14 protein-coding genes are annotated in these 15315 nt (G+C 65.1%); 12 read left to right on the plus strand and 2 right to left on the minus strand.

Annotation, left to right across the window (positions count from 1 at the left end):
• Positions 1–213: 213 nt before the first annotated feature.
• Positions 214–1050, minus strand: a complete 837-nt coding sequence (locus SH602x_RS17550) for a phytanoyl-CoA dioxygenase family protein (RefSeq protein WP_479473553.1) — start codon at positions 1048–1050, stop codon at positions 214–216.
• Positions 1051–1150: 100 nt separating this feature from the next.
• The gene (locus tag SH602x_RS17555; RefSeq protein WP_479473554.1) at positions 1151–3181 is read right to left on the minus strand and encodes a redoxin domain-containing protein; all 2031 of its coding nucleotides are present in this window, start codon (positions 3179–3181) and stop codon (positions 1151–1153) included.
• Positions 3182–3595: 414 nt separating this feature from the next.
• Between SH602x_RS17555 and SH602x_RS17560 the strand changes: the two genes are divergently transcribed.
• From SH602x_RS17560 to SH602x_RS17615, 12 genes are all read left to right on the plus strand, one after another.
• Complete coding sequence (locus SH602x_RS17560) at positions 3596–3844, plus strand: AtpZ/AtpI family protein (RefSeq protein ID WP_479472227.1); 249 nt, start codon at positions 3596–3598, stop codon at positions 3842–3844.
• 47 nt (positions 3845–3891) lie between these two features.
• Positions 3892–4437 (plus strand): hypothetical protein, encoded by a 546-nt coding sequence (locus tag SH602x_RS17565; protein ID WP_479473555.1) that lies wholly within the window; start codon positions 3892–3894, stop codon positions 4435–4437.
• A gap of 36 nt (positions 4438–4473) precedes the next feature.
• Positions 4474–5475, plus strand: a complete 1002-nt coding sequence (gene atpB, locus SH602x_RS17570) for a F0F1 ATP synthase subunit A (RefSeq protein WP_479473556.1) — start codon at positions 4474–4476, stop codon at positions 5473–5475.
• A gap of 99 nt (positions 5476–5574) precedes the next feature.
• Positions 5575–5940, plus strand: a complete 366-nt coding sequence (gene atpE / locus SH602x_RS17575; RefSeq protein WP_479472224.1) for an ATP synthase F0 subunit C — start codon at positions 5575–5577, stop codon at positions 5938–5940.
• A gap of 66 nt (positions 5941–6006) precedes the next feature.
• Positions 6007–6618 (plus strand): F0F1 ATP synthase subunit B, encoded by a 612-nt coding sequence (gene atpF / locus SH602x_RS17580; RefSeq protein WP_479472223.1) that lies wholly within the window; start codon positions 6007–6009, stop codon positions 6616–6618.
• A gap of 114 nt (positions 6619–6732) precedes the next feature.
• Positions 6733–7398 carry an ATP synthase F1 subunit delta gene (gene atpH, locus SH602x_RS17585; RefSeq protein ID WP_479473557.1) on the plus strand — a complete coding sequence of 222 codons (666 nt, stop codon included), beginning with the start codon at positions 6733–6735 and terminating at the stop codon, positions 7396–7398.
• A gap of 169 nt (positions 7399–7567) precedes the next feature.
• Positions 7568–9112, plus strand: a complete 1545-nt coding sequence (gene atpA, locus SH602x_RS17590) for a F0F1 ATP synthase subunit alpha (RefSeq protein ID WP_479473558.1) — start codon at positions 7568–7570, stop codon at positions 9110–9112.
• 59 nt (positions 9113–9171) lie between these two features.
• Positions 9172–9564 carry a DUF4870 domain-containing protein gene (locus tag SH602x_RS17595; protein WP_479473559.1) on the plus strand — a complete coding sequence of 131 codons (393 nt, stop codon included), beginning with the start codon at positions 9172–9174 and terminating at the stop codon, positions 9562–9564.
• 80 nt (positions 9565–9644) lie between these two features.
• Positions 9645–10562 (plus strand): ATP synthase F1 subunit gamma, encoded by a 918-nt coding sequence (atpG, locus tag SH602x_RS17600; protein WP_479473560.1) that lies wholly within the window; start codon positions 9645–9647, stop codon positions 10560–10562.
• A 66-nt stretch (positions 10563–10628) separates the two neighbouring features.
• Positions 10629–12080, plus strand: a complete 1452-nt coding sequence (atpD, locus tag SH602x_RS17605) for a F0F1 ATP synthase subunit beta (protein WP_479472218.1) — start codon at positions 10629–10631, stop codon at positions 12078–12080.
• A 92-nt stretch (positions 12081–12172) separates the two neighbouring features.
• Positions 12173–12607, plus strand: a complete 435-nt coding sequence (atpC, locus tag SH602x_RS17610) for an ATP synthase F1 subunit epsilon (RefSeq protein WP_479473561.1) — start codon at positions 12173–12175, stop codon at positions 12605–12607.
• Between the two features lie 64 nt (positions 12608–12671).
• Entirely contained in the window at positions 12672–15293 is a 2622-nt protein-coding gene (locus SH602x_RS17615; RefSeq protein WP_479473562.1) for a hypothetical protein, read from the plus strand.
• Positions 15294–15315: the final 22 nt, after the last annotated feature.

Genomic DNA, 15315 nt, shown 5'->3' on the forward strand with positions numbered 1-15315 from the left:
TCAGAGCGTCTCGCTGCTAAAGGTCCGTCCACCGCTGTCTGTCAGCTTGATCGAAAACTGTCGGGTGCCACTGGCTCCGCCAGTGCCGAAGCTTGAATAGTCGTCCAACCCGATCGATCCAGCCTCCGGAAAAGCACTGGCGGAGCCAGTGGCACCCGGAGGAGAAGATGAACTTACTGCGGTGCACGGCCCCGCAGGTCCGTCGGACGTCGATCAATCGTTAGCCGGACGGGGGGGATCGGACCAGTACCCCTCCGCGTCGCGTCCGCGGACGATCAGTCCCTTGGCGTTCCAGCCGAGGTGGGCACGAACCTCGACCGCGCAGTATCGCAGCGTGAGTCCGCAACGGCGGCGGGACGAGCGATTCGCCTCCGACCCGTGCAGCAGCAGGTCGCTGTGCAGCGAAAACCGCCCCGCGCGGAGGACGTCGTCCACCGGCTCGCCGAATCGCTCGATCCCTTCGACCGTCTGCGTCAGGACGTTTCCTTCGCCGCCTTCGCTTTCGCGGTAGGGGATCCGCCCCTCCAGGTGCGAAGCGGGGAGGAACCGCATGCAGGCGTTTTCGCGATCGGCGTCATCGACCGCCAGCCAGACCGTGACCGTTCGCGAGGGGGTCATCGGCCAGTAGCTGGCGTCCTGATGCCAGGTTACCTGCTTTCCGTCGCCCGGCATCTTGCAGAAGAAGTGGGCCCCCCAGCCGACGACGTTCTCGCCGAGCAGATCGGCGACCGGTCCCACGATCCGCTCGTTCCGCAGCAGATCCCAGATTCGCCCGTATTTCAGATGGGCGGAGGAGATCGAGTAGCTGTCTTTCCCGGCACCGAGCGTCTGATCGAGCAGGCCGTCGAACCACCCGCGGAAGTCAGCCGCCTCGCTGGCGTCGAAGACTTCGAGCGGCATCAGATAGCCGTTCGCGTTGTAGAAGTCGACCTGCTCCCGCGATAGAACCTTCGTCGACGGGTTCTTCGTCGGCTCGAACCGCAGTTCGCGTTCGATCTCGCGAAGCTGTTCCTCGGTCGGAACGAGCGCGAATTCCTGTGCGTGAGCCATAGGAAGAGAGGAGAGGGTGGAGAGGGTGGAGAGGGGAAAGGAGACCGAGGGCGATGCTCGCCCAAGCAGGGGAGCATCGCCAGTCGCAGGACGCTTCCGCCTATTTCAGCGGAATCTGATCGGCGATCTTGGTCAGCTCCTTCAGATCGACGGAGCCGCTCTTGTCGTAGTCGAGAAGCTCGACCATGAAGCGGAATTTCTGCGGAACTTCGTCCTTCGTGAGGACGCCGTCGCCGTTCTTGTCCATCCGCTTGAGCAGGATGTCGGCCTTCTCTTCGCGGGAGAGCAGCTCTTCCAGCGGGCGCTCCTCCGTCTTGTCGTCGAACGGAACGGCGACGTCGAAGTAGCCGATCATCATCTCCTCCCAGGTCTGATCGCCCCAGCGAACCCACTCGTCCGGCGCCGGGTTCGACAGATTGTTCGCCGAGTTGTCGAACGCGGCTTCCGCCCAGATCCGGGTACCGTCCGGCACCTTCATCGGCTCGGGCAGCAGGTACGCCGTCTGCCAGTTGAAGTCGAAGTTCGGCACGTCGAGCAAGATCTCGCTCGTGCCGTCCGGATAGCGGGCCTCGTAACGGAACGACTTGCCGCGGAGGTGCATGTGCGGCATGAAGCAGAGGATCTCGGAGTTCCGCAGGGCGCCGACCTTGTACGCCGAGACCCGATGGTTCGCGTCGCCTGGAGCGATGCGAATACCCGGCTGCACGACGCTGACGGTCTTCACTTCCTTCGTGACGGTCTCCGGATCGGCCCAGACGAAGCCGATGTCGGAGAGGTCGGTCTGTTCCTTGCCGATCGGCGTGTAGTGGATCTGGAAACGGATCGTCGAGCCGGCCTCGATCTTCTTCGCCATCCCGATCGGATAGGAGTCGATCCGCAGCCCCGGTACGTAACCGGCCAGATAACCCCGCGCGCCGCTGGCGAAGTCGCGACGGAATCCGTTCGGACCTTTGTCGAACACCAGAATGTGATGAACGATCGCACGGTTTCCGGGACGGACCTCCATGGCCTGAATCCACTTGTCCTCGGTCAGGCCCGGGTCGACCTCGAACCAGCGGTACTTCACTTCGCCGGTCGCGGGCACGACGGTCGGTTCCTCCGCCATCTTCACGATCAGGTCGGGCTCCTTCGGCAGTTGCCAGCCGGCGATCTTTTCCGCAGGGGCCTCCTTGAGGTCCGGATCGCCTTCGGGCGCGCCGGCGGCGACCCACGCGCGGATCTGCGAAAGCTCTTCGTCCGTCAGGCGACGGTCGTTCTTGAACTTGCCGTGGGCAGGATTCGCGTGCCAGGGAGGCATCCGGCGATCGTCGACCACCTCGAGGATCATGTCCGCCCAGCCGGCAGCGTCTTCGTATTCGGTCAGCACGAACGGACCAATCTCGCCTTCGCGATGGCACTCGACGCACCGGCGATTGAAGATCCGGCTGATCTGATTGGAGAAGGTCACCTCCGCCTGCGCGTCGGGCTCGCGAGGCTTTCCGATCAGGCAGCCGACTGCCTGCGTCGTCGGGGTCGCGACCGGCTCTCCGGCCAGGAGCGAATCGATCGCCGCCTTCAGATCTTCGCTGGTCGCAGCGTCCTTCAGGTAGCCGATGCCGAACTGATCGTCGACGCGTCCGCGGTACTGAAGCGCGCGGTCCTTATCGAACACCAGAACCTCCGGCGTCCGCTCGACGTTCCAGGCGATCGCGGTCTTCGCGGCGACGTCCCGCAGGAACGGGCCCGGCAGAACGATCTTCTCCCCGAACTCCGCCATCTCCGCCAGCGAATCCTGGGAATTCGGATCGACGAACGTCCACGCGACGCGTGCGTCATAAGACTTCGCCAGCGTCGCGATCCGCTCCGAATAAAGCTTCGCCAAGGGACATTCCACGCCGACGAACGCCACGACGAGCAGTTCGGCCTCCTTCGCGTCGGACAGGCTCCACGAGTCGCCGGTGGTCCGCGGCAGCGTGATCGATTCCAGCCGCTCGCCGATGAGACTCGCGACGGCCGCCTCGCCGGCGGGTTCGGCGGAGAAGCCCAGTTGGGGAACCGACGCGACGGCGAACGCGGTCCCTGCGACAGCGAGCAGGAGGACCCGAAGCTTCGGCGAGAACGTCGCCGACCGGAAACTAGAACCGTTCGCCATGTACTCTCGACCTCCGAAGGATTCCGTTCGTCCGCCGTTCGGCGGGAAAGTCCGCGTCCGACCCGTCACGAGTGCATCTTAAGACAGCGCCTCGGGGCAGGGCTGCACCAATTCGCGAGCGGGGAGTTCGCGAGCGGAGCGTCCCGGGGCCCGCCTGCGCGTCAAAGCGCCGCACCGCGACGGTAGCAGGATCCGCGTTCGAATGCCGCCGTGGCTTAAAGAGCTTTAACCTTCGGCAGCGACGAAGGTTTCGAAGGATCGGGCATTCGGCGAAGTCTCTACGATGACCATTTGATCTCGCCCCCGATCAGAAATTCCGATGGTCGACGCCCTTTGGGCGAGTTGACCAGCTTATCCGCGCCGTTTAGATTGACCCCCGACCTGAGCCAAGCTCTTCAGGAAACGACGGTTATCGTGTCGACGGATCCTACCGGGACCGATTCCGGAACGCCCGACGAGCGTACGCCGTTCTCGAAAGCGGCGTCCTGGACGTATCACGTGCTGGGGATTTCCCTCGGCATGGCGGCTCCCGGAGTCGCGGGGTACTTCCTCGACAACTGGCTCGGGACGCTGCCGGTCTTCCTCTTTCTCGGCGTCGCTTTCGGTACGGTGTACGGCATCTGGCGCTTGCTCGCGGTCGCGAAGCAGATGAATCGCCCTTGAGATCCGTAACTGTGCCGAAGTTCGCCGCGATCACTCATCCGGTCGGAATGAATTCCTCGCTTCCTCCTCGCGACGCCGACGACCATCGTACGCCGATGGCCGATGCGCAGCGTGTAGAAAACGGGCAGCGCGCGGAAGCAGCCGAGCGGGAATTCGCACGCCGGGAACTTGTCGGCGCCGTCTCCAGCTTCGCCGCGACGCTGATCGTGGCGCTGGGGTGCGTCGCCTACTACGCGTTCGCGGACGAAGGTTCGGGCTTAGTAGCTTCGGGCATCGGGGCGGCGGCGGTCGTCGTCGGCGCCGCGATCTCCTCTGTTCTGCCGTTCTTCGTCGACCGTTCGCTCAAGCCGCTGGTGCGCTCCTTCGCGGGTCTCGTCCTGCGGGCGGGGCTCCCGTTGGGCGTCGTGTTCTGGGCGAAGGTGAAACAACCGGAGTGGCTGGACGGCGGCATGTTGATTACCGTCGTGGCCGCGTACCTCGCCGGCTGGATCGTCGAGGCGATCTGGCGCATCGGCGCCCGGAACGCGGCGATGCGACGACTTGATGAAATTCACGCCGGTCGCGGTTCCAAAACCGTCAACTCCGTTCTCTGATCGATCGACTCCCGCGCGAGCAGGAAGATAGCCGGAATGGCTCCCGAACCGGGTCACGACGAACACGATCACGACGCCGCGACGCCTCATCAGGGCGAGCCGCACGGCGACGCTCACGCTGCGCACGGCAACCACGATCCGCTCGATCCGGGGCACCTGCTCGGTCACGTTCAGGACTCGACCTACTTCGAGATCCCGCAGGCCCTCGATCTGGACGGCGTGCGCGACGGCCACCTCCACCTCTGGCAACCGGTCAACAAGACGGGCGAGCCGGTCTTCACGCCCCGAACCGGCGTGCAGCAGATCGACGACATTCTGCTGCCGGTGACGCTGCAGTTCACGAAGTTCATGGCGCTCGAACTGGTCGCCTCGGTGATCATCATCGGCGCGTTCGTCTGGCTGGCGAGCAAGGTCCGAGGGGGCGGCGCTCCCCGGGGCAGGCTCTGGAACCTGCTGGAATCGGTCCTGCTGTTCATCCGCGATGAAGTCGCACGCCCCGCCATCGGCAAGCACGACGCCGACAAGTACCTGCCGTTTCTCTGGACGCTGTTCTTCTTCATCCTGATGGGGAACCTGCTGGGCATGGTTCCCTGGGCCGGCTCCTACACCGGGTCGTTCGCCGTGACGACGGTGCTCGCCCTGACGACGTTCGTCGTCGTCATCGGCACGGGCATGGCGAAGATGGGTCCCGTGAAGTACTGGACCGGGCAGGTTCCGCACATGGAACTTCCCTGGGTCCTGTCGATCCTGATCAAGCCGTTGATCTTCGTACTGGAAATCTTCGGCCTGCTGGTTAAGCACTTCGTGCTCTCCGTCCGACTGATGGCGAACATCTTCGCGGGGCACCTGGTGCTCGCGACGATCCTCGCGTTCATCGCGGCGACGGCGACCTCCGCGCTCTACTGGGGCGTCATGCCGGCCAGCATCCTGGGCGCGTTCGCGCTCAGCATCCTCGAACTGTTCGTGGCCTTCCTGCAGGCCTACATTTTCGTCTTTCTCGCCTCGCTCTTCATCGGTTCAGCGGCTCATCCGCACTGATCGAGCGTCGGCGAACGGCGGCGGTCGCGCGGCGAGCGGTTCGCCGAGGTTCCGCCGGAACAGAAACCATTTCCCTTTAAGGTTCGGAGATTCGCGAACGTGAGCAACTGGAATAAGTTCGGGGCGATGACCTTCCTCGCCGGCATGCTTCTCTTCTCCGTCGCCGCCTTCGCACAGCCGACGGTCGTGCTCGAGCCGACGCTCCTCGAAGAGGAGATCTTCGCTCAGCAGCTTCAACTGCAGCAGGCGGATAACATCCCCTTCGAAGGCATCGGCAAGGCGATCGGCGCCGGCCTGGCCATCATCGGCGCCGGCCTCGGCATCGGTCGCATCGGCGCCAGCGCCGTCGAATCGATGGCTCGTCAGCCGGAAATGGCCGGAAGCATCCAGACCGGCATGATCATCTCGGCCGCGCTCATCGAAGGCGCCACGTTCTTCGCCCTGATCGTCTGCATCATCGTCTGACGCCGCGGTCGTTCGCTGCGTTCGTTCGTTTCGATTCTGTTCGACTTCGCCGTGCGGAAGAGTCCCATGCGATTCGTCGTTCCCGTTCGCCTTTCGACCGCCTCGTTCGCCGCGGCGGCGCTCGCGATGGCGTTCTCCCCGGTCGCAGCGCAGGCTGCCGACGGCGCCGGCAATCCGCTGGGCCTGAGCGCGGATCTCGCGATCTTCTCCGCGATCGTCTTCGCGCTGCTGCTGGCGTTTTTGACCGTCTTCGCCTGGAAGCCGATCATCGCCGGACTGGAGAAGCGCGAACACGGAATCGCCGACGATATCGAGACGGCTCGTCGGGATCGCGAGCAGGCGGAACTTCGACTCAAGGAGTACGAAGCTCGCCTCGCCAAGGCGGAGACCGAAATCGCGACGCTCCACGCGGAAGCGAAACGCGATCTCGAACGGATGAGCGAACGGAAGCAGGAAGAGGCCCGAACCGAAGCGGAAGCGATGCTTCGCCGTGCCAAGTCCGACATCGAGAGCGCGAAACGGAGCGCCCTTGACGAACTGACCGAACGGAGCGTCGACATGGCGCTCGCGATCGCCTCGCGGATCGCCCGGAAGGAGATCCGCCAGGAACAGCACGCCGCGCTGATTCGCGACGCGCTCGACCGCTTCCCGGCGAGCGGCTCGCCCAACGCGAATTGACCCGACGCCGATTGTTGACCGTCAGTTGACAGTGGGTCAATTGACGACGCACGAGTTGACGCTGCGTCCTTCGACACGATTCCTGGTACGACTTCGCGGATCGAAAGCCCCGGCATGAACGAGGACGTCGAAGTTCGACATCGCACCGTGCTGGACTCAGAAGTTCAGCAGGCGGGCGACGTCTACGCCCAGGCGCTGTACGGAGCTGTCGCGGCGCTCCCCGGCGCCGAAGAGCGCGGCGGCGCCGTCGACGAAACGCTCGAAGAGCTCCGTTCGCTGGTCGACGATCTCTTCGCTTCGCAGCCGAAGCTGACGGCGTTCCTCGAATCGCCGCGAGTCGAGATCTCGGAGAAGCGCCGGCTGATCGACGCGGCGTTTCAGGGCAAGATCCGCAAGGAGACGCTGAACCTGCTGCGAATTCTGGCGGACAATCGCCGTATTGATTCGATCGGCGCGGTTTACGCGTCGTTCCGCAAGCTCGTCCGGACGCTTCGTCGAGAAGTCGAGGTCTCCGTTACGACCGCGGAGCCGCTTACGGACGAACTTCGCGAAGCGGTGCGAAATCGACTGACCGCCTCCCTCGGGAAGCAGGTCCACCTGAAGGAATCGGTTCAGGAAGACCTGATCGGCGGACTGGTCGTGCGGGTCGGCGATACGGTTTACGACGCCAGCCTCGCGGGCCAGTTCGAGCGGATTCGCGACACGGCGCTCGCCTCCGCTCGATCGCAGATGCGGGCGACGTTCGAACGGTTCGCGGTTTCGGAAGGGCAGCCCTCCTGAACCGAAGGCGTACAACCGACGGCGCCCCGCGGAAGTCCGCTCGGCGCGACGAAACGAAGACAACCAGCGAGCTTCCGCTCGAATCAAACTAACGGGCGTGTAGCTCGATAAACCAGACGAGCCCTCGGCTCCAAATAACTGACGAGCCGACGGCTCGAGGAAAGCGACGATGAAGTTCAACATCGACGAAATCTCTTCGGTCATTCAGAAGCAGATCGAGACCTACGACGATCGCCTGGACGTGCGCGAGGTCGGCACGACGCTGGAAGTCGGCGACGGTATCGCCCGCGCCTACGGCCTGTCCGGCGTGATGGCCGGCGAAATGGTCGAGTTCGCCAGCGGCGTTCGCGGCCTGGCGTTCAACCTGGAAGAGCGCTCGGTCGGCATCATCGTCCTCGGCAATCACCTGCTGATTCGCGAAGGCGAGGAGGTCCGCTCGACGGGCAAGCTGCTCTCCGTCCCGGTCGGCGACGCCGTAATCGGTCGCGTTCTCGATCCGCTCGGGCGTCCGCTCGACGGTAAGGGACCGGTCGACACGACCGAATTCCGCCCGGTCGAGTCGATGGCCGAAGGCGTTTCCAAGCGGAAGCCGGTGCATGAGCCGCTGCAGACGGGCATCAAGGCGGTCGACGCCATGATTCCTGTCGGTCGCGGTCAGCGGGAACTGATCATCGGCGACCGTAAGACGGGCAAGACCGCCATCGCGATCGACGCGATCCTCAATCAGAAGGATACGGGGGTCAAGTGCTTCTACGTGGCCATCGGCCAGAAGGACAGCTCGACCGCCCGCATCATCGACACGCTGGAACAGCACGGCGCGATGGCCTACACCACGGTCGTCGTCGCCGGCGCCAGTTCGCCCGCCACGCTGCAGTACATCGCGCCGTACTCCGGTACGTCGATGGCCGAGTACTTCATGTACAACGGGCAGCACGCTCTGATCGTGTACGACGACCTGTCGAAGCAGGCCACCGCCTATCGCCAGATCTCGCTGCTGATGCGTCGTCCTCCGGGCCGCGAAGCGTTCCCCGGCGACGTGTTCTACGCTCACAGCCGCCTGCTCGAACGCTCGGCCAAGCTGTCGGACGAGATGGGCGCCGGTTCGCTGACCTCGCTCCCGATCATCGAGACGCTCGAAGGCGAAGTCTCGGCCTACATCCCGACGAACGTCATTTCGATCACTGACGGCCAGATCTACCTGCAGCCGGACCTCTTCTATAAGGGCGTCCGTCCGGCGATCAACGCCGGTATTTCGGTCTCCCGCGTCGGTGGCGCCGCCCAGGTCAAAGCGATGAAGGCGGTCGCGGGCGGTCTGCGTCTGCAGCTCGCGTCGTTCCGCGAACTGGAATCGTTCGCGCAGCTCGGCACCGACGTCGATCCGGAAACGAAGAAGCAGCTCGACCGCGGTTACCGCATGGTGGAACTGCTGAAGCAGCCGCAGAACCAGCCGATGAGCGTCGTCGATCAGGTGCTCAGCATCTACGCCGGCACCAACGGCTATCTCGACGACGTTCCCCTCAGCCAGGTCAGCGCCTGGGAGCGGGCGTTCCTCGATTTCATGCACGACCGCAAGAGCGAGATCTGGAACAAGCTCGATCAGACCAAGGTTCTCGACAAGGATCTGACCGAGCAGGTCATCCAGTCGATCAAGGAATTCAAGGCTCACTGGAAGCCCGCCGTCGCCGAACCTGGCGTCGCCGCGGCGACTGCGTAAGCGAGCGGATTAACCGCTCCGTCGTCGTTTCGTCTCTGCACCATTAAGGAGAGTTCGCCATGAGTTACGGCTCGCCTTATCAGACGCCTGGAAAACCTCCGGGGCCCGTGCCTGGCGCGCCCGGCCTCGGCCCGGGAGGCACGACGGACGACGATCGCCTGTGGGCCATGCTCTCGCACCTGGCCGGATTCATCTTCGCGATCTTCGGCCCCCTCATCATCTGGATGGTGAAGAAGGACCAGTCGGAGTTCGTCGTCGACCAGGCGAAGGAAGCGCTCAACTTTCAACTTACCGTCATGATCGTGCAGTTGATCCTCGCCGCGACGTGCGTCGGGATCATCGTGATGCCGGTGATCATGGTCGGGCAGATCATTTACAGCGTGCTGGGCGGGTTGGAAGCGAACAAGGGAATCCGTTATCGCTACCCCTATACGTTCCGCATGATTTCCTAGATCTCGGCCTCCCGGCTCGATGAGTCGGGGACCGCCGCCGAACCTGCACGCGACGCGACCGCACGAAAGACATTCGCCGCATGGCCAACGTTCGCGAACTCGACAAACGACGCAAGTCGATCCGCAACATCCGCAAGATCACGCGGACGATGGAGCTGATCGCGACGGCCCGCTTCAAGAAGGCGATGGACCGGGCGATCGCGGCGACCGCCTACACGCAGCGCATGACGGAGATGGTGGCCGAGCTCGCAGGGAGCGGCGCCGAACTCTCGCATCCGCTGCTTCAACCCCGCGAGCAGAACGGTCGCGCGCTGCTGCTGGTGCTCACCGCCAACCGGGGTCTCTGCGGCGGCTTCAACAGCGCGGTCCTGCGTCAGGCGGCGCCCGTTCGCGAACAGCTCGGCACGACCTTCACGGCGCTCGAAACCGAAGTCGCCGGCAAACGGGGCATGACCGTCTACAAGGTCCGCCGCGTCCCCGTCACGCAGGCCTACCTGCAGTTCGACGATCAACCTCGTTTCGAAGACGTGCAGAAGATCGCGGATGAGTATCTCAATCGCTACCTCGCGGGCGAGATCGATCGCGTCGACGTCGCTTATACGCGGTTCCTCACCGTCGCGCGGCAGATTCCCGTCGTCGAAACGCTGCTCCCGCTCGGATCTCTCACCGCGGTCGGCGACAAGAAAAACGCCGCCGGGAAGGCTGCCTCGGACAAGCAGGCGCCCGGCGGTCGCAAGATCGAGTACGAGTTCTACCCCAGCGCCGAATCGATCCTGGAAGAGCTCGTCCCGCAGAGCTTCCGCGTCCGGCTCTTCAAGTGTTTCCTCGACAACGCCGTGAGCGAGCAGATCGCCCGCATGGTGTCGATGAAGTCGGCGACCGAGAACGCTTCCGAGATGATCCGCGGCCTATCGATGACCTACAACCGCGCCCGACAGGCGAAGATCACCGGCGAAATCATGGAAATCATCGGCGGCGTCGAAGCGCTCGCGAAGTAGCGCCCGCGACGTCTGCTGAATCCCGCTTCCGACGAAAACGCACTCCCCAGTTACTGAAGAAATACGATGGCCATCGCTGAAACCGCCGCCGCCACCGGGCGCATCGTGCAGATCATCGGTTCGACGTTCGACGTCGAGTTTCCCGAGGATCGCCTGCCGCCGATCTACAACGCCGTTCGCGTCCGGACGTCGAACAAGGGCATCGACATCGACCTGGTCGGCGAAGTGCAGCAGCACCTCGGCGGCAACCGCGTTCGCTGCATCGCGCTGGGCACGACCGACGGTCTCGTCCGCGGCATGGACGCTCTCGACACCGGTTCGCCGGTGACGGTTCCCGTCGGGCTCAACACGCTGGGGCGCGTCTTCGACGTGACCGGTCGCCCGATCGACGGACGCGGTCCCGTCGAGGCGGAAGCTTACTGGCCCATCCACCGCGAAGCGCCGAAGCTCGTCGACCTGCAGACGGGTACCCAACTCTTCGAGACGGGCATCAAGGTCATCGACCTGCTCACGCCGTTCGTCACCGGCGGAAAGGCCGGCCTCTTCGGCGGCGCCGGTCTGGGCAAGACCGTCATCATCACCGAGCTCATCGCCCGTATCGCGTCCAAGCACGGCGGTTACTCGGTCTTCGCCGGCGTCGGCGAGCGGACCCGCGAAGGGACCGACCTCTGGCTCGAAATGCAAGAGACCGAAATCGGCCAGACCGGTCGCAAGGTCATCGAGCAGACGACGATGGTCTTCGGTCAGATGAACGAGCCGCCCGGCGCCCGCCTCCGCGTCGCGCTCGCCGCGCTGACCATGGCGGAATACTTCCGCGACACGACCGGAAAGGACACGCTCCTCTTCGTCGACAACATCTTCCGCTTCTCGCAGGCCGGTTCGGAAACGTCGGCGCTGCTCGGGCGCATGCCCTCCGCGGTCGGTTATCAGCCGACGCTGGCCAACGAAATGGGTCAGCTTCAGGAGCGGATCACCTCGACCGCCTCGGGCGCCATCACGTCGGTGCAGGCCGTCTACGTTCCCGCGGACGACCCGACCGACCCGGCGCCGGCGACCGCGTTCACCCAGCTCGACGCGTTCATCTACCTGGAACGCTCGATCGCGGAAAAGGGCATCTATCCCGCGATCGATCCGCTGGCATCGAACAGCCGCATTCTCGATCCGCAATTCGTCGGCGAGCGGCACTACCGCATCGCCCGCCGGGTGCAGACGATCCTGCAGCGGTATCGCGAACTTCGCGACATCATCAACATCCTCGGCGTCGAAGAACTTAGCGAAGAGGACAAGCTCGTCGTGCATCGCGCTCGCCGGATCGAGCGCTTCATGTCGCAGCCGTTCCTCGTGGCGGAAGTCTTCACCGGCAAGGCGGGCGAGATCACCTCGCTCGAGGACACCATCCGCAGCTTCGAAGGAATCTGCGACGGGAAGTACGACCACCTTCCGGAAGGCGCCTTCATGTACGTCGGCTCGATCGAGCAGGCCGAGGAACAGGCCAAGAAGATGGCCGCCGCCCGCTGATCGGGTCGAACGGGCGCTAGCGGACGACGGATCCCGTCTTCCGCTTCGCCGACTTCGAGGACTGACTCCAGCTTTCCGCAGCGTAACGCTCCATGGCCCAACTCTCCTGCGTCATCGTCACTCCGGAAAAGACCGCCCTCGATCGGCAGGTCGATTTCCTCGCCGTGCCGATGTACGACGGCGAGATGGGCATCGCGCCGGGGCACAGCGCGCTCATGGGACGCCTCGGCAGCGGCGAACTGCGGCTGCGGCACGGCGGCGCCACGGATAGCTACTTCCTCGAGGGGGGCTTCATTCAGGTGCAGCAGGATCGCGTGTCGATCCTGACCGATCGCCTGCGGCCCCTCGCGTCGGTCACCCGAGCGGAAGCCGAAGCGTCGCTCGCCGCAGCCGAGAAGCTTCCGTCGATCACCGATCGGGAGTTCGCCCGTCGCCAGGATGCGATGCATGCCGCTAGGGAAGCGATGCGTCTGGCGGGGCAGGGCGCCTCGCCCCGCACGGGCGGCGGAAACCAGGGGAACCACTGAGAGGTCGCCCCCATGAGCCTCAATTAACGAGACTTCCCGCTCCGCCGGAAGTACGATTTCCGGCATGTCGGCGCCTCCCGATGACCGCTCCAGGCTAGACCTCTTCCGCCGGATCGGATGGGGTGCGTTCGCCGCCTGCGTCGCGTTCGGCCCTGCAGCGTTCGTGCACGCTCCGCTGCTTCGGGGCGAGTTGCCCGTCTTTCGCGACGTGCGGCATTTCTATCAGCCGATGGAGCGTCGGCAGCAGCAGGCGTGGAGCGCGGGGCGGATCCCGCTCTGGAACGCCGAGGAGGGAACCGGCTTCCCCGAGTTCGCCGAACCGACCGCGGCGACGTTCTACCCGGGCAAGTTCGTCTTCGCGCTGCCGATCCCGTGGGGCGTGCGGTGGTTCCTTTACTTCGTGGGACACGCGGGACTCGCATGCTTCGGCGCCCGACGCTTCGCCCGGAGTTGCGGACTCTCCGCGAGCGCCGGTCTTCTCGCCGGCGCGGCGTACGCAGCCTCGGGCGAGCTGCTCTTTCAGTCTTGCAACCCCGTCTACCTGGTCGGGGCCGCATGGCTTCCCTGGGCGCTGGCCGAGGCGACGTTCCTCCGCCGGACGCTGAAACTGTCGCATGCGGTCGGGCTCGCGGCAGCGACGACGATGGCCTTCCTGGGCGGAGATCCCCAGACCGTCTATCACGCTGCCCTGCTGATCGCCGCGGCGTTCCTGATCGAGGTCGCCGTCGCGAGTTTCCGCATAGTTAAGCGGCGATTCCTCCGCAACTACTCCGCCGACCGTCGATTGCTCGCGGGGCAGACGATGCCGGCGTGGTTATCCCGCGGCAAGTTCGTCGGGCTGCTCGCCTTCGCGGCGGCGCTGACGGTCGGGCTGTCGGCGATCCAGCTTCTTCCCGCGGTCGAGTGGTTTCGGGAAAGCGATCGGGCGCTTCTGAAGGCGGGCGTTGCAACCGAGCGAATACCGTTCAATCGGTACGACTTCTCGGTCGGTCCGTGGCGCTGGGCCGATTTTCTCGTGCACGAAGCGCTGGGGAGTCCGTTCCCGATTCAGCGTCGCTGGTCCTACGCCGTCTTTCCGGAAAGCCGCGTCTGGACGCCGTCGTATTACCTCGGGCTCGCGCCGCTGCTGCTTTTGCCCGCGGGGCTGATCGTCTCCCGCACGCGGAGGCGGGCGCTGCTGCCGCTCGGCCTCGCATTCGCCGCGCTCGGTTTCTCGCTGGGTCAGTACGGGCTCGGGCACTTCGCTGAAGAGGTCGCGGTCCGCGCGGGCGGCTCCCTCGACGTGGAGAGTCCCTGGGGAGGGCCCTACTGGCTGCTGGCGGAATGGGCGCCGTGGTACGACCTGTTTCGTTATCCGGCCAAGTGGATGCCGGCGGCGTCGCTCGGAATCGCCGTCGCCGGCGCGGCAGGTCTCGACGCGCTGCGCTACCGCGCGGGATGCCGAACGGCGCTGGCGTTCGCCGCGATCGCGTTCGCGTCGTTCCTGCTCGTCGTCTCAGCGACCTGGCTCCCCTCGGTCGAGGCAGGGTGGTTCGCCCTGCCGATCGGCAGCGACTCGACGTTCGGACCCTGGGACGCCGCGGGCGCTCTCGCGGATCTGCGAGCGAATCTCGCACACGCAGCGATCGCCTCGCTCGCGCTCGCGGTCCCGATCTCCGCCGTCGCCTTCTTCCGCGAAAGAGACGTTGCGATCCGACTGGCGACGCCGGCGCTGATCCTGCTGGCGACGATCGATCCGGCGATCGCGAACCGGAATCTCGTCCCGACGGGCGAGTACGATCCGCAGCCGGCGGAGTCGATCGAATGGACCTCGCTCGGCGTCGAGGCGGAAGGGCCCGCGGCGATGCGCTATCTCCGCGGCTCGCTCGACCGCTTGCCGGCTGCCTCCTGGCAAGAAGCCTCTCCGGATCGCCTCAATGCGTTGGCGGAATGGGAGCGGTCGTCGTACTTCGCCCGGCTGGGGCCCGGCCGCGACGGTCCGCCTGCCCTGCGGTCTTCCGCCAGTCTCGAGCCGGCGGATCTGGCGCCCTTTCTCTCCGCCTGGCGAGACTCGCGCCTGACTGCTCGGGATCCTGACGCTTCGGCGACGATCGATCGCCTGGAGGCTCTTTCGGTCGGCCTTCTGATGCTGCCTCCCGGCGTCCAGCCGGTGCGGGGCGAGTTCGTCCGAAACGTCGCGATCCCGACGACCGGTTCGCAGGTCGCGATCTGGCGCCTTCCGGAGGCTCAGCCGCGATGGGCCTTCACGCAGGATCCGGCGGTGCTGGAACGTGCGAAACAGGCGCTGGAAGGCGATGAGCCGCTGACGCTGTCTCATGACGAGCGTCGTTCGCTTCGCCACGCGGAGTTGCGGTTCGAAGAGGCGGACGAACGGGGCATAAGCTTCCAACACGACTATCGCGAGCCGACGCTGCTGATCTGGAACGACCGTTTCGACCGCGGCTGGCAGGTCGAACGCCTGCCCCCGGGAGAAGAGGGCCGGACGAAACCGCAGCAGATCGGGGAAGTCCGCGGAACGGGTCGCTTCGTCGTCCTGCTGGGGCCAGGCGAACGTCGCTTCGACTATCGCCCTTTCTCGCTCCGTCAGGGCGCCGCGATCACGCTGCTCGCGATGTTCGTCGCGCTGGCGGCGCTGGCATGGCGGACGATCCGGACTCGCCTGCTTCCCGCGTTTCACGGTCGGTAAGCCGCGGAAGTCGATCTGGACG

The sequence above is a fragment of the Lignipirellula cremea genome (assembly GCF_056501455.1).